The organism is Veillonella sp. KGMB01456 (assembly GCF_023051165.1).
In the GTDB taxonomy this organism is placed as follows: domain Bacteria; phylum Bacillota; class Negativicutes; order Veillonellales; family Veillonellaceae; genus Veillonella_A.
This window is the reverse complement of record NZ_JALKIG010000036.1, coordinates 1-23633: the sequence shown is the minus strand read 5'-3', so window position 1 is coordinate 23633 and position 23633 is coordinate 1. Positions and strand designations below refer to the sequence as shown.

Here is a 23633-nt window from a genome sequence, read left to right as displayed (position 1 = left end):
AGAAACCTATTCAGGCTTCTCGGAAATAAAAGTCTAACTTTTTGGGGTCACTACACTTTCGGGGCATTTCTTTTTAGAGAAAATTTTATAAAAGAGTAATTAAAGCCGGTAGGCCTAATGCATATTATAATAATTTATCATACGCTAATTTATCGCCGTTTTGAAAAACAATGGTACCACAATAAACATAACCGTTCTTCTTCAAAATATGTTGCATTCGTTTATTCGGAAAATCCGTATCCACTCTAATATATTTCACGCCTTTAGCTACACAAAGTTTGTCTATTAAACCAAAAGCTATGTCGGCAATGCCCTGGCCTCGTGCTTTTTTACTAAAAGCCATGCGATGAACCACGGCATAAGGCGCCTCACTTCGCCACGCCCCATTAATATCGTCATAGGCCGGTTCACCGTCAAAATCAACGCACATATAACCTAAAATTTCTTGTTGGGCTTTGATAACATACCCCTTTTTCTTCTCCATATCAGCTTCAATTGTATCGCGATTGGGATATGCTTCCGTCCATTGCACAAATCCCTGTTCTTTTTGAAAAGCACGCCCTTCTTCAATAATTTCATAGCATACTTCTAACTCTTTACTGTTTGCTAATTCAAGTGAATACATTATATTGCCTCCTCATATTCTAGTCTTTCATCTTCATTACGAATTTTAAAGCTTGATATATTGTTTAAAAACTCCATGTAAGCATCTCGTTGACAATCGTATTTTTCCCTGCTAGTATACCATCAATAGATAATTAAATATAATTGATGTTATTAAATATAAACTTCATTATTATTGAAGTATTGGAGATGCTCATGGAACTAAAATATTTACAGACCTTTAAAACTACTATTTAAGAAGGCGGCTTTACCAAAGCGGCAGAAAAACTCAACTATACGCAATCCACCATTACCTTCCAAGTCGGACAATTAGAGCAGGAACTTTCGGTAAAATTATTTGAAAAAATCGGCCGACGAATGATGCTCACCAAAGCCGGTGAACAGTTATATCCCTATGTAAACGATGTTCTTACATCAGTTGAACGCTTGAATTGTTTTGAAAATGATTTGACGGAATATAAAGGCATTTTACGTATCGGCGTAGGCGAAACCCTGCTTTGTTATAAACTCTCACCGGTTTTGCAAAAATTCCACGATTTAGCTCCCAATACAAGACTCTTTTTACGGTCCATGAATTGTTATGACATCCGCAACGAGTTATTGGACTGTATCTTAGACCTCGGTATATTTTATGAAAACGTCGGAGGTTTTGGAAATAATTTAACAGTAGCTTCTTTTGGCAATTACCCTATGACCTTAGTTGCTTCGCCGGAAATAAAAAAGGAATATTCTGATTTCATAACACCAAATCAGAATATTCCTATACCTTTTATTATCAATGAACCTAACTGCATCTTCCGTCAAATATTCGAACAATATTTGCAAAGAAAGTCCATACGACTGGACCATACCATCGAATTATGGAGCATACCTACTATTAAAAACCTGGTAAAAAGCAATGTCGGTATTTCGTATCTGCCAACCTTTGCCGTAAAAAATGAATTGAATAACGGTGAACTGGTAGCCCTCGAAACCGAATTAACAGATACTCATATATCGGGTGTTTGCGGTTATAACAGTAATAAGTAGCTTAGCCCTGCCATGGAATTGTTTGCTCGCCTGATTAGAGAGACGTTAAACTAATTGATCAATCCAATCAAAAAGTTCTTGTAAATCATAATCGCCGGCATGCGGAATGCCCCATGGCAAATCAAAATCAACGTCGTAACCATAATTAGCCAAGCGAGTAGCCACAATTAGCGGCACGGCCATGGACGTGTTGTTATCCTTTTCACCATAGCGAATGCGCCAATGCTGGGTCTGTTCCTTCGTCTTTGAAGCGTCATTTGGTGCAATATAGTTAAGCGGATTCATCATTTTGACGATATGTTCATCTGCCACAGCAGTGCCGTCACCGTTAATAGATGCAAATTGTATGAAATGTTGATTGTCTACCGTAGCCGTGCCAAACAAGTTATTTTCACCAGTAGAATTGTCGCGAGAATCAAAAGCACCCGGAGCCTTCATGCGACCAACCGAAGTATTGTATTTCAGCCAATCAACATCGACGATTTTATCCGGATTTTTCGCATCATACACTAAAAAATCGGCACTGGAAATATCCGTTCCTGCTGCTTTAGCTTTTTCAGCACTCTTAATGATATACGATTTAGCATAGTCCATGAAGGAGCCGTTGCCGTTAAAGTCGAGTGACAATAATTTACCGTCTTGATCTTTTAGCTGTAAACTATTCAAATACTCAGGGAAGTTATTTTTCAAAAGATCGCTGTAAGCAATCGCGTCAGCCGTCAATTGAACTGCCTTTTGAGTTTGTTGCTTACCGGGTGCTTCACCGGACATGTCCGGCATAGCTGACATATCCGGGGTGGCTTTGGCCGAGCTGCTCCCTAAGGTAGGATCAGGTGGCTCCATTTGACCGCCAAAGGACGGCATACCTGTGTATTCATTGACACCGTTATATGACCATTCGTAGGCCATATCGGCATGGTCAAGATCGGTAATCGGACAATACGCCGATACGGCATAAATATCGGTTCGCGCATCGGCTGCGCCAATCTCTTGTAAATACGGAGCATAATCCGATTCATTACCGGTAGCACCTAGCAACAAGGATAAGGCCCCGCCCGCACTGGTGCCGTTGGAAATAATTTTATTCGCATCACCGGGCATAATGTTATCATTCTTATGTAAATAGGCCACGGCTGCCTTTAAATCCACAATAGCGGCCGGCGCTTTACCGTAATAGACACCTTCTGCCGTTTCGTTACTGCGACCGCGTGCAGCCGGTGCCGCCACAACAAGGCCACGTGATAAAGCATATAAAACAGCATTCGGTTCGCCATCTTTAGAAAGAGTCGGTGTGGCCGCTTTCCCCGGACGATAGCCGCCTACCGAATTTGGTAAAAAGATAGGTGCCGATTCAGCTGTATATTTTCCATCTTTTTCATTTTGAAAATAGGCTTCCGGAATATACACATTCATAGACTGATAGGTCGTATCCACCGGATTGGCTACATACGGAATATTTTCATAAGCTCTAAAGGTTACTTCCTTACCGTCAACTGTCATCGTACGCGTTTCATAATTTTGGATTTTAAAATCCAAAGAATCGGCCGCACTTACCGAGCTTATTAATCCACCCACCGTTAATGTCGCTCCCATAAGAACCATAGCTCGTAATGCCTTTTTGTACTTTGAATACTTTCCTATTTTCATAATCATATCTCCTTTCAATGTACTTTTTACATCTAACTATATCTATATTATAACTTTTATTTGTATTGATTGTAATTATAGATTGAAAAAATAGGAGTAATATGAAATAAAAATATCATCTTCAAGCGTGAAATTTAGATCTTGTCATCCGTCAATAAATTTAACAAAATTACCTTTAGCATCAAATTCTGTTGAATATGATTCTTTAGAGCCATCAATTAGAATGTAGGCTTTATATGAGTGATTGCCAGCATAATAGATATATCCCACTGATTTTTCAACTTTACCGTTTTCAATAGATTTCGCTTTTTCCTCGGCCACTTTATACATCTCAGGGATTTTACTATAGTCGATGGCATCGATTGGCATAAGATTATCTTTCACAGTAAGACCATCGGGAATGAACGCCGCGCCTGCATTTTGCCACTTGCCATTCATATAAATATATTTGTCAACTTTGTCACTGGTGCCGGGAACCAAAACATCAATACTAATCGTATTTCCATACTCTTCTGTATCCGAAACTACTACATTGTTGAACACCTTAATTACTTTTCCCTTAAATTCTGATTGTTCTTTTAATTCGGTAATAATCTTAGCTGCTAAGCCCGGTTCAGTGATTATACTTTTTTTACCACCACCGGTATCACTGTCACCACCACAGCCTAACATGGCCATTACAGTGATAATCATGAAAATAATCCCCATTAATCTTTTCATAATACCCCTCCTATATATAAAACTAAATAACACTAACGACATTCCCAATAGGAAATTTCATGCAAACATACGATATGGTTAGTAAACTATACAATTTTAAAAGATAAAAAACTATTGCCGAGTCGAACACAATCTAAAATTAGAAATTCTCCAACGACAATAGTTTTTACACTAAATCTTACTGTTTACAATAGCAGTAGCGTCTCAAAATTATTAAACACCAACTTATTCACTTTTTACTTGTGTAAAACTAGCGACTAATCATTACTATTCTTTTTTCATTTCAATGAGGTTGCCTTTAGAGTCAAAAATGGCGTCGAACTTTTCTCTGGCTCCTTCGATTTTAAGATGAGCATCATATTTACGTTCATTAATTTTAAAAATGTAAATCAGCTGTTCATCTACTTTACCGCCTTCAATCTCTTTGGCCTTATCTTGGGCTATTTTATACATATCCGGAATCTTACTGTAATCGATAGCATCTAATGGCATAACATTGTCTTTCATGTCACCGTCGCCCGAAATTTGAACCGGTTGTGGAGCAGCCCATTTACCATTTTGGTACACATAATTATCAACTTTATCATTAGTGTCAGGAACGAGGATATTAATATCAATGCGGCTTCCTACACCCTTAAGATCACTAACCAGTACATTTTGAAATACCTGAATATCTTTCCCCTTTAATGCAGGTGTTTCTTTCAATTCGGAAATAGCCTTAGCCGCCAAACCCGGTTCTGTAAAAATACTTTTCCCGGAACCGCCGGTAATGCTGTCAGTACCGCAGCCCAGAACAGCCAGGACGGTAATAAACATCAAAACAATACCCCATATTCGTTTCATAATACCCCTCCCTAAATATAAACACGACACTACTTACTATTTTAATATTACAATACTTTTCAATTTTTTACTACACATGTATAACAAATAGATATGATTGTTATGATTTTTTATCAATACAGTAGACTCAACCTACCATTCTTCTTCCTCGTCTTCATCTTCACGATAATACAGAATCTCGTCTACAATATTACATTCTCTGCAATGTTTCAACAGCTTTTACTTTATCAATGATAGTCTTCACAATATTATCCAATCGACTGCCTTCATCATAATTGGCCGGACAGGCAAAATTAACGCGATTATCTTTAATCAGATTTTTCGCCACATTAATTCCGTTTTCCTGTTCCGGGTTATATACGGCAATGGCTTGACCACCATTCACCTTAACAAGTTTCATACATGGCACGTCGGTGAGTCCGTCACCAATATAGATCATGTTACTGAATGGTACTCGTCGTTCCACTTCCGGTGTATACTGATTCAGCTCTTTATCGCTGCTCGTAGTAATATCCAATACGCCCTTGTTAATACGGAACAAGAATTGTGTTTTGGCTGTATAGTTAACGGCAATCTTCGGCCATTCGATAAGACCGTTATAGTCATACTTGAATTCACAGGCGTAAATCTTTTTGAAAAACTTCGCAATCTTACTACCGTCGATAATTTCTTTCACGCCGGACGATACAATATAATGCTCTATTTGCACGCCTTTTGACTCACCGTAAGCACTGATGCGGTCGAACCAAGAAATTACGCCCGGAAAATATTCAATTCCTTCCCCTAGTTTATTTAACGTTTGCCGGGTAATCGGCACTTCATGGAGCCTACTCATCTTAACCATCATGAACATATACGCCAAAATACCGTCCATGCCGTCTTTATCGGTTAAACCATTAGCCTCACGCCAAAAATCCGCCGTCGTCATTCCAAGCTCCGGAATAAAACCATATTCCTGCATATCCTTAGTACACAACGTTTTATCAAAATCATACATCAAAGCCACAATCGGCTTTTCATTAGAACTCATAACTTCTCCTTTCTTGGCAATTGCTTTTATATACGCGAAAAGACTTCTCCATTCTGGGCAAGCTAGCCTTTCGTGCATGCACGCCGGATAGCGAACTGGAATGAAGAAGTCTTTATACCATTAAAAAAGCTTTCGTAAGAGCGCCCATATACCGACGCCTAGTCCCAACACAATAAATCCAATTAAAAATAAACCACCAAAGAAAGTTAACACACTAAAAAGAACAACTACGAGAGCTGCCATGATTAATTTACCCTTCCAGCCCACAGAGCTGAAGGTAAATACTTTTACGCCCGGAATTGTCTGCTGAAAATAATCATTAAAACCGGTGCCATCAGACATTTCATGAGTCTTGGCACGGTTTTCACGACGAATATCCTCTTCAGATTGCTCACGCCCGGTTTCATCTATGGTCACGCCGTCAAACGCACGACGTTCTTCTTCCGATAACACACTCGTCTGTTTAGAATCATAAGATTGTTTATCTTCCATAGCAATCTCCTGTGTTTTAAATCAAAGAATCGGAATTAATAGGTCTTACGCTTACTCATATGGAATTATGTATAACCATAATTCTATATTATATAAGCTGAAAACTTTTAAATTTATGCGTTCAAATGTTTCTGCAATAATTCGTTAACAACGCCCGGATTAGCGCGGCCCTTGCTGAGTTTCATAACCTGACCAACCAAGAAACCGATAGCTTTGCCTTTACCGCTCTTGAAGTCTTCTACAGACTTAGGATTATCGGCAATAACTTGTTTTACGATTTCTTCAATAGCGCCGGTATCGGTAATCTGAACAAGACCTTGTTCTTCAACGATAGCTTGCGGATCTTTACCGGTTTCCCACATGGAAACGATAACTTTTTTCGCAATTTTACCGGAAATAGTGCCTTTGTTGATGAGTTCAATCATAGCGGCCAATTGAGCCGGTTTAACTTTCGCATCGGCAAAGGTAATATTGGCTTCGTTCACCATTTTGGACAAATCACCTAGCATCCAGTTAGCTGCTGTTTTAGCATCAGCACCGGCTTTAACAGCTTCATCAAGGTAATCGGCGGTTTCACGCATAGTTGTCAAAATCGCACTATCTTCTTCGGATAAACCGTAATCGGCTTGGAAACGAGCCATTTTTGCATCCGGTAATTCCGGTAAGGATTGGCGAGCCGCTTCAATCTGTTCATCCGTAATCACGATTGGTACCAAGTCAGGTTCAGGGAAATAACGGTAGTCGTTTTCCGCTTCTTTCTTACGCATGGACAATGTCATGCCCTTGCTGTCGTCCCAAGTACGGGTTTCCTGAACGATAGTGCCGCCGTCTTCCAACGTTTCCGCCTGACGAATGGCTTCATATTCAACACCTTTCTGCAATGCAGTTAAGGAGTTCATATTCTTAATTTCAGTTTTAGTACCTAATTTTTCGTCGCCCATCAAGCGTACGGAAATATTGGCGTCGCAACGCAAGCTGCCTTCTTCCATACGAACGTCGGACACGTCCAAATATTTGATGATGGAACGGATTTTTTCAACATAGGCACGAGCTTCTTCACCGGAGCGAAGATCAGGTTCCGATACGATTTCCAACAATGGTACACCGGTACGGTTGTAGTCAACGTTGGAGGAATCGGATGTGCTGATGGTATTGCCGCTGTGAACCAATTTACCGGCATCTTCTTCCATATGAATACGCGTAATGCGGATACGACGAGTTTTGCCGCCCACTTCGATATCAATATGACCATTCAAGCAGATTGGCAAGTCATATTGGGATGTCTGCCAGTTTTTTGGCAAATCCGGATAGTAGTAGTTTTTACGGTCGAATTTATTGAATTGTAAAATTTCACAGTTCAAAGCTAAGCCGACGCGAATAGCATATTCAACCACTTTTTGGTTAAGTACCGGCATAACGCCCGGTAAACCTAAACATACAGGGCAAACATGCGTATTTTGGTCGCCGCCGAATTCAGTAGTGCAACCGCAAAAGATTTTAGATTTAGTCTTTAACTCCGTATGGACTTCCAGCCCTACGACTGTTTCGTATTTCATAGTGTTACCTCCCCAATGGATGCGATTTTATTGCATTCCGGACAAGCCTGTTCGAATGTATAAGCCGTACGGAATAAGACTTCTTCACCCATAGCCGGTGCCAACAACTGCATACCGATTGGCATACCATTGGATGCAAAACCTGCCGGGATGGAAATGCCCGGAATACCGGCCAAGTTAACAGGGGTGGTACAAATATCTTCTAAATACATGGATAACGGATCGTTAATTTTTTCACCGAACTTGAACGCTGTATTTGGTGCAGTCGGTGTTAACAATACGTCTACTTTTTCAAAAGCCGCATCAAATTCGTTTTTAATCAAACGACGAGCTTTCAAGGCTTTCAAATAATAAGCATCATAATAGCCGGAACTCAATACATAGGTACCGAGCAAGATACGACGCTGTACTTCGGCACCAAAACCTTGGGAGCGAGTCTTCGTGGACATTTCAACCAAGTTATCAGCCGGTACACGCAAACCATAGCTTACGCCGTCGTAACGAGCCAAGTTGGAGCTGGCTTCCGCCAAAGCGATAATATAATAAGCGGATAAAGCATATTTAGAAGTCGGCAAGCTTACTTCTACGATTTCAGCACCCAAACCTTCGTATACTTTAGCGGCTTTTTCAAGCGCTTCACGGACTTCACTGTTGAGACCTTCGCCGAAATATTCTTTTGGCATACCGATTTTAAGGCCTTTTACGTCATTTACCAAGGCTTTCGTGTAATCAGGACGTTCGCCCGGAATAGACGTGGAATCACGATGGTCGTGGCCACTGATAGCGTTAAGCACGATAGCCGCATCAGTTACGTCACGGGTCACAGGGCCGATTTGGTCAAGCGATGAAGCATACGCAATAAGGCCGTAACGAGACACATTGCCGTAAGTTGGTTTTAAACCAACTACGCCGCAATAGGACGCCGGCTGACGAACAGATCCGCCCGTATCGGAACCCAAAGCCCACACAGCACTGCCCGCTGCTACGGAAGCAGCCGCCCCGCCGGAAGAACCACCCGGTACATACTCGGCGTTCCAAGGGTTCGTAGTTTTGGCAAATGCGGAGCTTTCGGAAGAACTACCCATGGCGAATTCGTCCATGTTAAGTTTACCAAGGCTTACATAGTCTTCACCGGTTAACTTTTCAACAACAGACGCATTGTATGGCGGTACGAAGTTTTCCAACATACGAGACGCACAAGTAGCCTGTTGGTCTTTAATACAAATATTGTCTTTTACAGCCCCCGGAATACCGGCTAACGGCGAAATGGCTTCACCGGCTGCAATTTTTTCATCAACTTTAGCTGCTACCGCTAAAGCTTGTTCGTGAGAATCCGCTAAATACGCATGTACTGTCGGTTCTGTTTTTGCTTTATGGGCAATTACGGCATTCGTTAATTCAACGGCCGACAATTCTTTGGCCACTAATTTCTGATGTAATTCATGAATGGTCACAGTGCTTCCTCCTATTCCTGTATAACGCGCGGCACTTTGAAGTAACCGTCTTCTTCTTCAGGTGCATTCTGCATTGCCAAATCATGTGGCAACGAAGGAATCACTTCGTCCTTACGGAATACATTGTGTAAAGGAACTGCATGGGCCATAGGTTCTACCCCTTCAAGGTCCAATTCTTCCAATTCAGCAACATAAGATAATACGTCATTTAACGCTTTTTCTACAGTGCCCATATTTTCTTCGCTAATATCTAAACGAGATAATAAAGCAATCTTTTTTATTTCTTCCCGATCAATTTTCATGCGTACACATCCTTTCCATTTTATTATTATATCAAATTGACTATGACAATACAAAATAAGCTGATATATTGCCTATTTTAAAAATCGTAGGGTCAATTTGTGATGTATTTCAAAAGGCCGCATCTATTGCCCATCTTTGTTTGATTCCAAAAGGCCGAATTTATTGCCAGTCCTTGATTAATTCTAAAAACTCCGTTTCATCCATGACGCGAATACCCAAAGATTCCGCTTTAGTGAGCTTACTGCCTGCTTCGGCACCGGCGATAACGATAGTTGTCTTCTTACTTACGGAGCCTGTTATCTTAGCGCCGTGAGCCGCCAAGAGTTCACCTGCTTCTTTACGCCCCATACTTTCAAGTGTTCCCGTTAAAACAATGGTTTCCCCTTCCAGTTCGGTGCCGCTCGGTTCCACCTGTTCTTCTGCCATAACAACGCCCACTTCGCGAAGGGCTGCAATGAGTTCCAAATTATACGGCTCTTTAAAATAAGCCACCAAGCTGTCCGCCATGGTCGGCCCGATTTCACTGACCGCCGTTAAAGTTTCAGCGGTAGCAGCCTGTAAAGCCTCCATAGTGGGAAAATATTCCGCAATAGTTCGGCCTGCTTTAGCACCGATTAAGCGAATCCCCAAAGCAAAGAGCAGTCGACCGAGACCACGGGTTTTAGATTCTTCAATGGCTTTTAAGAGGTTCTGCGCCGATTTCTTACCCATGCGCTCCATCGTAACCAGCTGTTCTTCCGTTAATTTGTACAAATCGGCTACCGTAGCAATTAACTTATAGGCAATGAGGCTTTCCACAATGCTCGGCCCCAAGCCGTCAATATTCATGGCATCACGGGAGGCAAAGTGAATGATTTTTTCTTTTTCCACAGCCGGACAATGCGGATTACTGCAACGAACCGCGACTTCACCGGGTTGGCGCACGGTCGGAAAATCACAAATCGGACAGTTGGTCGGCATGCTAAATTCACGCTCTTCACCGGTGCGTTTTTCCGGTAAGGATTTAATGACTTCCGGAATAATTTCCGCCGCTTTATGAATCATCACATGGTCACCGATGCGAATGTCTTTGTCTTTAATAAAATCTTCGTTATGAAGGGTGGCGCGCGCTACATTGGTGCCTGATACAAAGACCGGCTCCAATTCCGCGGTTGGTGTCAAAACGCCGGTACGGCCAATATTGATAGTAATATCTTTGACGATGGTTTCTACTTCTTCCGGCGGATATTTAAAAGCCGTAGCCCACCGGGGATCTTTAACGGTAGCCCCCAATTGTTCCTGGTCTTCAAAGGAATTCACTTTAATTACCATACCGTCCGTATCATAGGCCAATTCATGACGAGCCGTATCCCAATAAGCAATACGTTCAATTACTTCATCAATGGTTTGGCACACTTTGTAATTTGGATTTACATGGAAATGATATTCCGCTAAACGCTTTAATAGTTCACTCTGGGAGTGAATATCGGAGCCTTCCGAAGAACCTACAGCATAGGCGAAGAAGTCGAGGTTACGACTGGCTGTAATGGCCGGATCTAACTGGCGCAAAGAACCGGCGGCGGCATTGCGCGGATTTACAAACGTCGGCAAACCGGCCGCTTCACGCTCTTCGTTAATGCGTTGGAATTCTTTATGAGGCATGTATACTTCACCGCGTATTTCAATATACGGCGGTGCATTTTCAATCCAAAGCGGTACCGATTGAATGGTGCGCACATTATTCGTTACATCTTCCCCGACACGGCCGTCACCGCGGGTTACGGCTCTTACGAGAACACCGTTTTCATAATGAAGATTACAAGCGAGGCCGTCGATTTTAAGTTCAATGACATATTCAGGTCGATGACCGAGCTCGCGTTCGGTTCGTTCCGCAAACGTACGCACTTCAGCATCACTGAAAACATTACCAAGACTCAGCATTGGTCGTCCGTGTACGACTTTCGGAAAATCCCCTTCAATCTTGGCGCCTACGCGCTGTGTCGGTGAATAGGATGTGATAAATTCGGGATGCGCCGTTTCCAAATCGAGTAATTCCCGATAGAGTTTATCGTACTCATAATCTTCCATTTCCGGCGCATCTTTTACATAATACAAATATCCGGCATGAGCCAATAATTGTTGCAGGGCATGGGCTTTTGCTTCTTCCGTAGCCGCATTGGCTACAGCTGCTCTTAATTCATTCATTGCTGGCATAGTCTTTCTCCTACCGTCTTTTGTAAAACAATGATATAACAGGTTATTTTTCTAAACGCTTAACCGGTGCAAATTGAGCCATAATTAAGCGAACCCCTTGAGTTGGGAAGTCTATTTTTAACTTCAAGCCGGAACCGGATCCCTGAAGTTCGATAACCTTGCCATTCCCCCATTTGGAATGAACCGCCGTATCACCGACTTGCCAGTTTTCCACAACAGGATTACGCAAAGTAGGCTTCGTTACGGGACGAGACATTACGGATAAATGAGACGGTACATGACGCTGTACATCCTCACGCACTTTGCGTTTTGGTCGTAACTCTTCAATCAAGCCTTCTGGAATCTCTTTTAAGAAGCGCGATGGCAAATAGCCGTTGGTGCGGCCGAATACGGTACGGGTCGTAGCATTTAAAAGATACAGTTCTTTTTCCGCACGGGTAATCCCTACATAGCAAAGGCGACGCTCTTCTTCAATCTCTTCCGGATTCATGAGGGTACGGCTATGTGGGAATAAGCCTTCTTCCATACCGGCTAAGAAGACAATCGGAAATTCCAAGCCTTTGGCTGAATGAAGGGTCATCAAGGTTACTTTAGAATCAGCTTGTTCATACGTATCCACATCATTGACTAGCGCCACCTGTTCCAAGAAGTCTTGCACCGTGCCTGTTGGATTTTCATCTAAGAATACTTTGGCTACGGATAACAATTCACCGATATTTTCAACGCGGGCTTCGTCTTGAGGGTCCGTGCTGTCTTCCAATTCTTTAAGATAACCTGTTTTTTCTAGAATAGCTTCCAAAATCTGCAATACATTGTGGTTATCCATCATGGCAACCAAAGTAAAAATCAGAATTCCGAATTCCTCCAGTTTTTCCTTCGTTTTGCCCTTAATTGTCGGAATATTGCTTAACATGGTCAAACTCATGAATAAAGAATTGCCTGTTTCACGAGCATAATCTTGCAATTTAGCAACCGTCGTAGCACCGATACTGCGTTTTGGCACGTTAATAATACGCATCAAGCTCAAATCGTCAAAGGGATTAAAGAGTACCTTTAAATAGGCTAACACGTCTTTAATTTCTTTACGGTCGTAGAACTTCGTCCCCCCTACCATTACATAAGGAATGCCTCGTTTGATGAGGCCTTCTTCAAGGGCACGGGACTGAGCATTGGTACGATATAAAATAGCCATATTACCATACGGTACTTCATGAATATCATGCTGTTTGGCAATAGTTTCGCTGATAAAAGCCGCTTCTTCCAGTTCCGATTGAGCTTCGAAATGACGAATTTTCGGTCCCATATCTTTATCCGTCCAAAGGACTTTGTCGGGACGCCCTTCGTTGTTATCGATAACCGCATTGGCCGCTTCCAAAATCGTCTTCGTGGAGCGATAGTTCTGCTCCAGTTTTATGGTTTTAGTAGCCGGATAGTCTTTTTCAAAATCAAGAATATTCTGAATATCCGCACCGCGCCAAGCGTAAATACTCTGGTCCGCATCCCCTACGACACAAATATTTTGCCATTTGGAGGCCAATAAATGAGCCAACGTATATTGAGCATGGTTCGTATCCTGATATTCGTCAATCATGATATAACGGAAGCGATTACTGTATTTCTGAAGAATATCTTCACGGCTCTGCAAGAGTTTAACCGCTACCATCAACAAATCATCGAAGTCGAGCGCATTATTCTTGCGGAGTTCTTTCTCATAATATTCGTATACGTCAGCCACTTTTTGACTGTAAAAATCACGAGCTTCCATGCGAAATTCGTGGGCCATCAAGAGTCGGTTCTTGGCATCGGAAATAGCACTAAGCATAGCTCCCGGCGGAAAGTATTTATCATCCAGATTCAGGCTCTTCAACGCCCCCTTAATAACGGCTTGTGAGTCCCCTGTATCATAAATCGTAAAATTTTTGCTGTAGCCGAGGAAGTTATCCAGCTCAAAACGTAAAAATTTTGCACAAAAGGAATGAAAAGTGCTGAGCCAGATGCGATCCGCCATGGAACCAACCAAATCCTCCACACGGCTCTTCATTTCTTTAGCCGCTTTATTGGTAAAGGTAATGGCTAAAATTTCATAAGGATTTACACCCTGTGACAATAAATAAGCAATGCGATACGTCAGTACACGCGTCTTACCGGATCCGGCGCCCGCTACAATCAACAGTGGCCCTTCCGTAGTGCGTACTGCTTCTTGTTGCTCTTTATTCAAGCCGTCAAATATACTACTCATAACAGTCCTTTCTACACAGTGTAATCAGAATGAACAAAAACGTTGCCCTTTGCAACGTTTTTGTTTTACTTATATAGCTACTTAGTCGTATTATTTCATAGCTCCCAAGATTTGAGGAACGATTTGTTTTTTACGGGACAAAGTATTAGCCAAGAATACTTCCTGTTCCTTAGGTTCTTGACCGAAAGCAGCTTTAACGATAGCATCGGCATCGCCGGCGAATAATAAGTTAGTGCTTTCTTTCAAGATATCGGTAACCATGATGTAAGATGCAGCATATTTGTTAGATGCACGCAATTCTTCCAAAGCTTTTAACAAAGCAGCTTTACGAGTCAATACTTCTTCAGCGTTCATGGTAGTCAACTGACCAATGCTGATAACCTGACCGTTAGCACCGAATTCTTTCATATCTGTACGAACGATTTGTTCATCGCTGAAATCGGATACATCGGCACCGGCTTTCAACATTTCAAGGCCGTACGCTTCCAAATCCACACCGGCGATAGCAGCCAATTTCTTAGCTGTTTCCACATCTTTTGGTGTGCAAGTCGGCGAACGGAACAATACTGTATCAGAAATAATGGCGGATAACAATAAGCCCGCAATGTGTTTAGGAATTTCCTGACCGTACTGCCAGTAGAAGTTAGCCACGATGGTGCAAGAGCAGCCAACCGGTTCGTAATGGATGAAAATAGGGTTTTCCGTTGTTAAACCACCGATACGATGATGGTCGATGTTTTCGATAATTTCGGCATCTTCGATGTCGTCGATAATCTGTACTTTTTCATTGTGGTCAATTAATACAACTTTTTGTTTTTCTTTAGGTGCTTCCACTTTGGAGCGAACCATACCAAAGTAAGTGTCACCGTCTACTACCGGGAACGCACCGGCATGACCGCGGTCGAATTCTTTTAATTTTAATTCAGGGGAAACCAACTGACAACCCGCTTTAGATACGATGTCGGCGGCAGTTACAGTTTTCTTATCGAGCCAAGCACCGGCTAAAGCATCAATCAAACGACTTGGTAAAATTACGCCTACGAATTTACCGTCTTTTACAACCGGTACACGGTTCATGTCATGAGTGTTGCGCCATGCCAAAATATCTTCCAAGCTTGCAGAAGCATCAACAGCCGGTACTTTTTCCATAACGTCTTTAATGCGAACGGCAAAACTTGTCACGATTTCAGGATGTTCTACTTTGAAATAATCAAGCACGAAGGAAGTTTCCTTGTTAGCTTTACCGGCACAAATTGCTTTGGCAGGCATACCCATCTGGGTTTTCAAATTAGCATAACCTAATGCAGAACAGAAGGAATCCGTGTCAGGGCTCTTATGGCCGGTTACTAAAATTACATTTTCACTCATGTATATCACCTCATAAAAAAATTAGAATTAACGAAGTTAATTTATCTTATTCATTATACCATAAATTACCCTTCTGCAGTATGAGTAAATGAGCATTATAGCATGCTTTTTACAAACAAATATCTCCACCCGACACAATGTCGGATGGAGATATGAAATACAATTTTAAAATTTAAAAGTACACATATAAATAATTTACAAATCTTTTAGCTCAACATTGTAAATTATAAGAACATTACAAAGTTCGCAACAACGAGCGTAATGCCGGCACCAATCATCGGAATGGCAGTACGTTTAACCAAATCAAACGGTGAAATACCGGCCATACCGGCGGCTACCACGATTACAGCCGTAATCGGCGAAATGGTACGGAACGCACTGGCGATAAAATGCATCGGTAAAATCATGAGGGCTGCCGAAACGCCGGTGGACGCCGCAATGGACGGCACCAAGTTAGCAAAGGCGAAGAACGGAGCGTTCCCCGAGCCCATAACGATGGAGGAAATGCCGATGATGGATACCATTACGAGGGTAATGCCGATACCGCCGAAACCGGACGTTTTAGCCCAGTTGATGAGGGCATCGATGGTACCGATAGCCATGAGGCCTTTGGCAAAGAGTTCGCCGGCTACGATAAGGCTGACTACGTTTGCCATTTGGCGACCCATGCCGTCGAAGTAAACCTGTAAATCAGCAAGCGTAGACTTACCGTCAAAGGTACGTAAATATTGGAAAATCATGCCCACAGTCGTACCGATTAACATGGCCATGATAATGTTCATCTTAATCCAAGAAATCCAGAGACTGGAGAAGGATAAAATTAAAGCGAGCGGAATAATCGGTAAAATCGCATAGTATAAAGGTGCTTTAACTTCTTTTAAGTCTTCATTGGTCATTTTTTCTTCGTGAACTACAGCGTCCTGAGCCACTACAATATGACCATCTCGTTTATCCATGTATTTTTGTACAACATAATGAAGTATTGCAACTACCGGGAATACCCAAAGAGCTACCGGTACCTGATAGGAATGCCAGTATGTTACAGGATCGATGCCCGCCAGTTCAGCGGCAAAGATAGTCCCTGTATCACTTGGACTCCAGTCGAGACAAAGAGTCGTTGCGATGGCAGCCGTTGCGGACAACTTACTTACGCCTAACGCAATTAATACAGGATACATAGTAACCATTAATAACATGGCCAAACCGGAGGCACTGTTAATAGCAAGACCGATAATCATCCCTACTACCCAACAAGCACTGAGTACTAAATACGGGGATTTTAATTTTTTAAGCGGTTTAATTGTCAAGGTAACTAACGCACGGGATGCACCAATGTGGTCCATGTAACGGGCAAAACCGGCTACGGCCATGATATTAAGGCCTAATTTAGCAGCACGTTCACTGAATAAAATGCGAATGAGTTCATAAATATCAAAAATAAAGTTACCCGTTTGTTGTTTAGCACCAAGAATTGTGCCGTAACCCATCAAATAGGCTAATGCTAATAGTACCATACCACCGATGAATAAAACGGCTTGCGCTTTATATCGTTTGAATACTAAAGTACCAATCCAGAGAATGACAATTACCGAAATAATAATATTCACTTACTTACCTCCTCACTACTACAACGAACCTACTGACGGCTATCCCCCAATAACCGTAGACACAACCCGGTGACTTTTAGATATATAATTATAATAGATCATCACCGTTACACCTCACCAGCTACGCATCGCCTCCTACATGTACACGTATGTACTTTATAATTACCATCATTATATCATGTATTCTTTCATTTAAGTTATACATAATATGCAACAATCGAATTATATGTAAAAAGCGAGTACACTCAAAAGAGCATACTCGCTTAATAATTTACAGGTCATGCACTTTAAAACTTACATTATTGTAAGATTTTAAAGTACCTAGACTGACGTATTAATGTTTTTTATTCTTACCGGCACCGATGTTTTCAATTAAGATGAACAACATCGGGATAACGAAGATGCCGAATAAGGTAGCAGATGTCATACCGGCTACTACGGTAATACCTATGGATACACGGGCACCCGCACCGGCGCCGCTGGAGATTGCGAGCGGAATACAACCTAAGATGAACGCTAAGGACGTCATCAAGATAGGACGTAAACGAATCTTCGCCGCTTCGATAGCCGCATCGACAAAGCGCATGCCACGCTCATCAACACGAATCTTAGCATATTCGATAATCAAGATTGCATTCTTCGCCGCTAAGCCGACCAAGGTCAACAACCCGATCTGTAAATAAATATCGTTGGTTAAGCTATAAGCACCGGTTAAGTTCAATAACCAAGGAATTAAAGCTGCCCCTACGATACCGGACGGTACGGAGAACAATACGGCAAACGGTACTTTCCACGATTCATACAAGGCGGCCAATACGAGGAATACGAAGATAATCCCCATGCCTAAGATAAGAATCGTCTGGGAACCGGCTTTAACTTCTTCACGGCTTTGATCGGCCCAGTCATAGTCATAGCCCTGAGGTAACGTTTTCGCTGCTTCTTCAAGAGCTGCAATGGCATCACCGGAACTGTAACCGTCCGCTTCAGAACCACCGATTTTAACAGCCGGATAGTTGTTAAAACGAGTGATCGTCGAAGCCGATGTTGTGGATACAGCTTTAACATAGTTAGCTACCGGATACAAAGTACCACTACTGTTAGCTACATAGATATTGTTGTTATTTTCCGGTGAAACACGGTAATCCTGGCTGGCTTGAATAACAACCTTATAAGTCTTACCGAACTGGTTAAAGTCATTAACCTGGATCGAACCGTAATAACCTTGCAAGGTCGTAAAGATATCAGACACACTCACACCATCTTGAGCCGCTTTATCACGGTTAATATCAAAATTATAAGTTGGTGTGCTATCAGTAAAGGTCGTGTAGATAGAACCAAATACCGGTTGTTTACGAGCTTCACTTAAGAAGTCATTAACAACGGTTGCCATTTCAGCTGTGGAATCCCCTGCCTTATTGATAATATACATGGAGAAACCACCGGAGTTACCTAACCCCGGAATTGGTGGTGGGTTCAACGGTAAAATAGTCGCTTCCGGAACGGTAGCGGCATAGCCCATTAATTTACCGATTTTGCTGTTAACATCCTGTCCGGCCCCTTTACGTTGGCTCCAATCGGATAAGGTAGCAAACATCAAACCGCCGCTTGATTTTTGAGCACTAGCTAAAATATCGAAACCGGCAATCCCTGCTTTATCGACAATATCCGGATCTTCACTCATGAAGCCCTGCACTTTATCGAGCACGGCAATCGTACGGGATAAAGTAGCCCCTTCCGGCAAGTTTACGGCTACCATGTAATAACCGTTATCTTCCGGTGGTACGAAAGCGGATGGCAATACGCGGAACACACCTGCGGAAACCAAGGCAAACGCCAATAAAGCAGCCACAGTAATCCATAAGTGTTTAGCCAAGCGAGCTAACTGATACCCGTACCAATCACTGAAACGTTCCAAGGCATCGTTAAATTTATTAAGTCCACGATGCAACAAGTTTTCATGTTCCTGCGGTACATGTGGTTTTAACATCATGGAACAAAGTGCCGGCGTCAAGGTTAACGCTACGAACGCAGAAATGGCAACAGATACGGCAATGGTCAAGGCGAACTGTTTGTAAAGAATACCTGTCATACCGCCCATGAAGGATACCGGCACGAATACGGACGCCAATACGAAAGCGATACCGACAACCGGACCTTGTACGTTTTTCATAGCTGCAATCGTTGCGTCATGAGGCGTCAAACCATTGACTTTAATTTCGTATTCAACCGCTTCAATAACAACGATGGCGTCATCGACTACAAGCCCTATAGCAAGTACCATCGCGAACAAGGTCAACGTATTGATGGTAAAGCCTAATACTTCAAACGCCGCGAAGGTACCAAGCAAGGATACCGGTACGGCAATCATCGGAATCAATGTGGAGCGCCAGGACTGTAAGAAGATATATACAATCAAAGCTACCAAAATCAACGCTTCTACGAAGGTCTGAACTACTTCTTCGATGGACGCAATAACGAAGTTCGTATTATCTACGATAACCGTATATTCAACGCCCGGTGGTAAACTATCTTTTTGTTTTTCCAGAACTTGCTTTACTTGACCGATTGTTTCAATCGCATTCGCATCACTTGTTAAAGATACGGTAAACACAGCCATTGGACGGTCATCACTCTTGGCATTAAAACCATAATCTTCAGAGCCAAGTTGGATAGTAGCCACATCTTTTAAGCGCAGCAAATTACCGTTGCTATCTGTTTTAATAACGATATTACCGAATTCCTGAGGCGTAATTAAACGGCCTTGAATGGAAATGTTACGATTAATTTGCTGTGTACTAGGCGTTGGATCGGTACCTAAAGAACCGGCTGCCGCCTGTCTATTCTGTGCGGAAATAGCACTGGTTACTTGAGCAATCGTTACATTATGCTGAGCCATTTTACTTGGATCGAGCCAAACGCGCATAGCAAAGTCAGCGCCGAATTCCTGCACACTACCAACACCTTTAATGGATTTAATTTCATCCATCATGTAGTTGGATGCATAGTTTTTTAAGAATGTCTGGTCATATGAATCAGCATCATTAGATTTCAACGCAAATACCAAGGACATATCGCCGGTAGATTTAGTTGTAATAACACCAACACTTTGTACTTCCGACGGTAAGGAAGCTAAGGCACGCTGTACACGGTTTTGAGTATTTACCGTATCCATATCCGCATCGGTACCCTGATTAAATTGGACTGTCAAAGAGTAACTGCCGCTGTTGCTACTGGTTGATGTCATGTAGTCCATATCTTGAACCCCTACGATTTGGGATTCGATTACGGACGCTACCGTATCACTTACAACGTCTGCAGATGCCCCGACGTAACTAGTCGTTACATGAACCTGTGGCGGTGTTATCTCCGGATAACGCGCAATCGGCAAGGTTAACATTGACACAAGGCCGACAATCGTAATAATCAAGGACAAAACGATGGCAAAGATAGGTCGGTTAATAAAAAATTTCGACACAGTATCCCCCCTTATTTCGTCTTTTCAATCTGGTCTTTAGTCAACGCCGTAGGGTTAACTGTTACACCGTTACGAATCTTGGTTAAGCCGTCAACAACAACCGTTGTCCCCGGTTTTATACCACTCTTAACAATTGTATAAATACCCTGAGTACCGCTTGTTTCAACCGGAGTCTGAGTAACTTTACCGTTTTCATCAACCGTAAATACGAAGGATTTATCGAGTACATACGTAATAGCTTTAGTAGGAACTAAGATAGCATCTTTAATAATATCCCCGGGAGAAACAACAGACGCATACATATTAGGTAATAACATATGCTGTGGATTTGGGAAGGACGCTTTAAACATCAACTGACCGGATGTGCTGTCGAGGTTTTTGGCGGCCTGCACCAACGTACCGGTGTACTGATAAATAGAACCGTCAGATAAACGAAGCTGTAATGGTACATTAGCCAAATTCTGACCTTGCTTATTCTTCATGAAGTCAAGATATTCAGCTTCACTCATGGCAAATTCTACATATACAGGATCTACTGTATTAATAGTAACTAAAGTAGTGCTGCCGGCAGTTACATAAGCACCTAAATCGACATCATCCATTTCTAAGGTACCGTCAAACGGTGCATAAATAACTGTATCCTGCAAATTATCCTGAGCAATACGAACAGCTGCATCATTAGCCGCTAAAGCAGCTTTTTGCTGTTCCGTCGTGCTGGCTTGGGTATCCAAAGTCTGACGAGCAATGGCATCTTCATTAGCTAATTGCTGATAACGCTGCAAATCGCGTTCCGCATTTAAATAGGATGCATTGGACGATGCTGCATTAGCCTGAGCACTGGCTAAATTAGCTTCATACTGACGGGAATCCAAACGGAATAAAGGCTGGCCTTTAACAACCTGTTCGCCGCCATTAACATACTTCTCTACAACGTGACCGGAAACACGCGCATGAATGGCTGTACTATTCTGCGATGTAACGGTACCGTTAAAGGACGTTGCAATCTGTGTATCGGTGGCCACAATTTTATATGTGTTGACTGCAACTGCCTGTTGTTGCGCTTCTTCCTTACCGCAACCGGCAACCACCAGCATCATCGCCAACCCGGCTACAATGCCACCCAATAATCGAAACTTACTCATTCTTATCCTCCTCATTCAAAATACCATGCAATATTAAGTTCATAGCCTCTGACAAAAGCTCTTTGCAATCTTCCGGGTTAGCTAGACTATCGTAAAATACTATGCGTAAAACACCTTTAAAAATAAGTATTACTACATCAATATCCACATCTTTAATAACACCTAATCGTTGTTGTTCTTTTAAAAAGTTCCCCAGTAACTCCCAATCTTTTTCAACTGTACGCATTACTTGGTCTACCAACGATGGCACCGAGGCAAACATAAGTCGATAATGATCGCCGCTGATTGTCGCATACAAATCAGATTTAACCGTAAAATAGCGTTTGAGCTTAGTAACCGTATCCAAGTTGTCATCTTCTAAAATCTGCTTATGCAAATTATAAAAGTCCTGACTCTTGTCGAATAAAATACGCTCAATGATTTCATTCTTGGAATGAAAATTTTCATACAAAGTACGCTTACTAATATTAAGGCGCTTAGCCAAGTCATCCATACGAAATGACGAGCCATGTAACTCTATTTCGGCTACAGCCGCATCAAGAATTCGTTGTTTCATTGTCGCCTCCTCCATCAACATTCACACTGTAATTCCACATACACATAATGAATCACTTCCACACACTAAAATAGAAAAATAAGCAATCATTACACTATACTGCTTACCCTGTTTATAAGGATAATCACTACACTATAACAATCACTACATAACCGTACTTACCACAGTTCTGACATACTTTGCAGATTCTAAAGTAAACACTATATAAAAAATTGATAAGCATTACACATTACCAACATTTTTATTCTAAAAACGCTTTCAATTCAACTTATATAAAACTAATGAAAACCGAACTGAAAACTCTAGTACCATGTTTCAGTTTATCGAAAAAATATAATTTTGTCAATAATTATTATACTATATCCTACTATATTTTTCGATATAATAAAAACCCCTTTGTTTTAAAGTTAGCTTGGTCATAAATGCTGTTGTAAACAACATTACCGAGCACCTAAAACAAAGAGGTTTTATTAATTAAATATACTTTTCAGGATCAAGTTCACCGGTCATACGATTTCGTAAGTCACGGCGAGCCACTTCCATAATCCAAAGCCACCAAAGATGACCGAATAATTCAGACAAGTTTTCATCAAATGGGATTTCTGCCAATGGCGGTACCAAGCCCATAAGCGGCATTACGATTACATGAGCAAATAAATACACAAAGAAACCGAACACACATCCTTGCCACATTTTAATGCGTGGCCAATATTCAGCGATTACGCAATACATAATACCAAATACAATGGAGAATAAAACATGCACAATAAATACATCAAGCGGTAACTGAACACCGGAGAATGTATAGGATAAATCAGGCATATGTAACATATCCAACACAACTTTTGGCGGTGTTACACGAGACATGGCGTCAACCGGCCAGAAAATATCAGGATTACGCGGTGGAAACGGCACTTCCCAACCCCACTTAGCAATGGCACCGATAATGCCGACTATAATACCGATTAAAACAGACAATCCTACACGACGTCTGCTTGGTTCTGTGATGTAGTTAAAACCTACTTTCATCACAAAGCCCCCTTTCTCTTGCAAATACTACTTTAATAATAGTATTTTAGCACTTTACTGATTAAAACGCCATTAAAAACGCTCAAATAAATTCAAATTCAATCAAATTTTTATATGTCAATCAAAAACATGAATAAAAATCATAATTAAAATGCATTTAAGTTTACCGATTTTTGAACAAAAATATAAAAACAGTTTACTTGAATTATGAGTAAGTTGACACAATTACTATTGAATGTATCCAAATATAGGTGCCCATAATAAGTAAGATGGTTCTATAATTTATTTTGGGGCGCTAAAGAGAAACGCTAGTTGCGTGTCCTCTT

At 41.7% G+C, this 23633-nt stretch carries 18 protein-coding genes and 1 pseudogene; 2 read left to right on the top strand and 17 right to left on the bottom strand.

Annotated features, from left to right (window positions below; translation table 11 throughout):
- Positions 1–124: 124 nt before the first annotated feature.
- Positions 125–625: a GNAT family N-acetyltransferase gene (locus MXE28_RS09190; protein ID WP_021842121.1), complete on the bottom strand. Its 501-nt coding sequence runs from the start codon at positions 623–625 to the stop codon at positions 125–127.
- 248 nt (positions 626–873) lie between these two features.
- Here MXE28_RS09190 and MXE28_RS11590 point away from each other — a divergent pair.
- Positions 874–993 (top strand): annotated as a pseudogene (locus tag MXE28_RS11590) (LysR family transcriptional regulator); the annotation flags it as partial.
- Entirely contained in the window at positions 982–1653 is a 672-nt protein-coding gene (locus MXE28_RS09185; RefSeq protein WP_247240064.1) for a substrate-binding domain-containing protein, read from the top strand. The pseudogene MXE28_RS11590 and the gene MXE28_RS09185, both read left to right, overlap by 12 nt.
- A gap of 45 nt (positions 1654–1698) precedes the next feature.
- Here the strand turns inward: MXE28_RS09185 and MXE28_RS09180 are convergent, their stop codons facing one another.
- The 16 genes from MXE28_RS09180 to MXE28_RS09105 form a co-directional block, all read right to left on the bottom strand.
- Positions 1699–3300, bottom strand: coding sequence for a subtype B tannase (locus MXE28_RS09180; RefSeq protein WP_021842119.1), 1602 nt, complete (start codon positions 3298–3300; stop codon positions 1699–1701).
- Positions 3301–3444: 144 nt separating this feature from the next.
- Positions 3445–4020 carry a hypothetical protein gene (locus MXE28_RS09175; protein WP_156705727.1) on the bottom strand — a complete coding sequence of 192 codons (576 nt, stop codon included), beginning with the start codon at positions 4018–4020 and terminating at the stop codon, positions 3445–3447.
- Between the two features lie 267 nt (positions 4021–4287).
- Positions 4288–4863 carry a hypothetical protein gene (locus MXE28_RS09170; RefSeq protein ID WP_021842117.1) on the bottom strand — a complete coding sequence of 192 codons (576 nt, stop codon included), beginning with the start codon at positions 4861–4863 and terminating at the stop codon, positions 4288–4290.
- Positions 4864–5053: 190 nt separating this feature from the next.
- Entirely contained in the window at positions 5054–5893 is an 840-nt protein-coding gene (locus tag MXE28_RS09165) for an HAD family hydrolase (RefSeq protein WP_156705729.1), read from the bottom strand.
- Positions 5894–6013: 120 nt separating this feature from the next.
- Positions 6014–6385: a hypothetical protein gene (locus tag MXE28_RS09160; RefSeq protein WP_021842115.1), complete on the bottom strand. Its 372-nt coding sequence runs from the start codon at positions 6383–6385 to the stop codon at positions 6014–6016.
- 113 nt (positions 6386–6498) lie between these two features.
- Positions 6499–7941, bottom strand: coding sequence for an Asp-tRNA(Asn)/Glu-tRNA(Gln) amidotransferase subunit GatB (gene gatB, locus MXE28_RS09155; protein ID WP_021842114.1), 1443 nt, complete (start codon positions 7939–7941; stop codon positions 6499–6501).
- Complete coding sequence (gene gatA, locus MXE28_RS09150) at positions 7938–9395, bottom strand: Asp-tRNA(Asn)/Glu-tRNA(Gln) amidotransferase subunit GatA (protein WP_156705731.1); 1458 nt, start codon at positions 9393–9395, stop codon at positions 7938–7940. Before gatA ends, gatB begins: the two co-directional genes overlap by 4 nt.
- Before the next feature lie 11 nt (positions 9396–9406).
- Positions 9407–9697: an Asp-tRNA(Asn)/Glu-tRNA(Gln) amidotransferase subunit GatC gene (gene gatC, locus MXE28_RS09145; protein WP_021842112.1), complete on the bottom strand. Its 291-nt coding sequence runs from the start codon at positions 9695–9697 to the stop codon at positions 9407–9409.
- A 160-nt stretch (positions 9698–9857) separates the two neighbouring features.
- On the bottom strand, positions 9858–11882 hold the full coding sequence (gene ligA, locus MXE28_RS09140; RefSeq protein ID WP_247240065.1) for an NAD-dependent DNA ligase LigA: 2025 nt from the start codon (positions 11880–11882) through the stop codon (positions 9858–9860).
- A gap of 52 nt (positions 11883–11934) precedes the next feature.
- Positions 11935–14130, bottom strand: a complete 2196-nt coding sequence (gene pcrA, locus MXE28_RS09135; RefSeq protein ID WP_156705733.1) for a DNA helicase PcrA — start codon at positions 14128–14130, stop codon at positions 11935–11937.
- Positions 14131–14220: 90 nt separating this feature from the next.
- Complete coding sequence (locus tag MXE28_RS09130; protein ID WP_021842109.1) at positions 14221–15498, bottom strand: manganese-dependent inorganic pyrophosphatase; 1278 nt, start codon at positions 15496–15498, stop codon at positions 14221–14223.
- 224 nt (positions 15499–15722) lie between these two features.
- Positions 15723–17105 (bottom strand): C4-dicarboxylate transporter DcuC, encoded by a 1383-nt coding sequence (dcuC, locus tag MXE28_RS09125; RefSeq protein ID WP_247240063.1) that lies wholly within the window; start codon positions 17103–17105, stop codon positions 15723–15725.
- A 334-nt stretch (positions 17106–17439) separates the two neighbouring features.
- The gene (locus tag MXE28_RS09120; protein WP_247240062.1) at positions 17440–20580 is read right to left on the bottom strand and encodes an efflux RND transporter permease subunit; all 3141 of its coding nucleotides are present in this window, start codon (positions 20578–20580) and stop codon (positions 17440–17442) included.
- A gap of 11 nt (positions 20581–20591) precedes the next feature.
- On the bottom strand, positions 20592–21722 hold the full coding sequence (locus MXE28_RS09115; RefSeq protein WP_156705439.1) for an efflux RND transporter periplasmic adaptor subunit: 1131 nt from the start codon (positions 21720–21722) through the stop codon (positions 20592–20594).
- Complete coding sequence (locus MXE28_RS09110; RefSeq protein ID WP_247240061.1) at positions 21715–22278, bottom strand: TetR/AcrR family transcriptional regulator; 564 nt, start codon at positions 22276–22278, stop codon at positions 21715–21717. The genes MXE28_RS09115 and MXE28_RS09110 overlap by 8 nt, the downstream gene beginning before the upstream one ends.
- A 474-nt stretch (positions 22279–22752) precedes the next feature.
- The gene (locus tag MXE28_RS09105; RefSeq protein WP_021842105.1) at positions 22753–23307 is read right to left on the bottom strand and encodes a DUF1440 domain-containing protein; all 555 of its coding nucleotides are present in this window, start codon (positions 23305–23307) and stop codon (positions 22753–22755) included.
- Between the last annotated feature and the right edge of the window lie 326 nt (positions 23308–23633).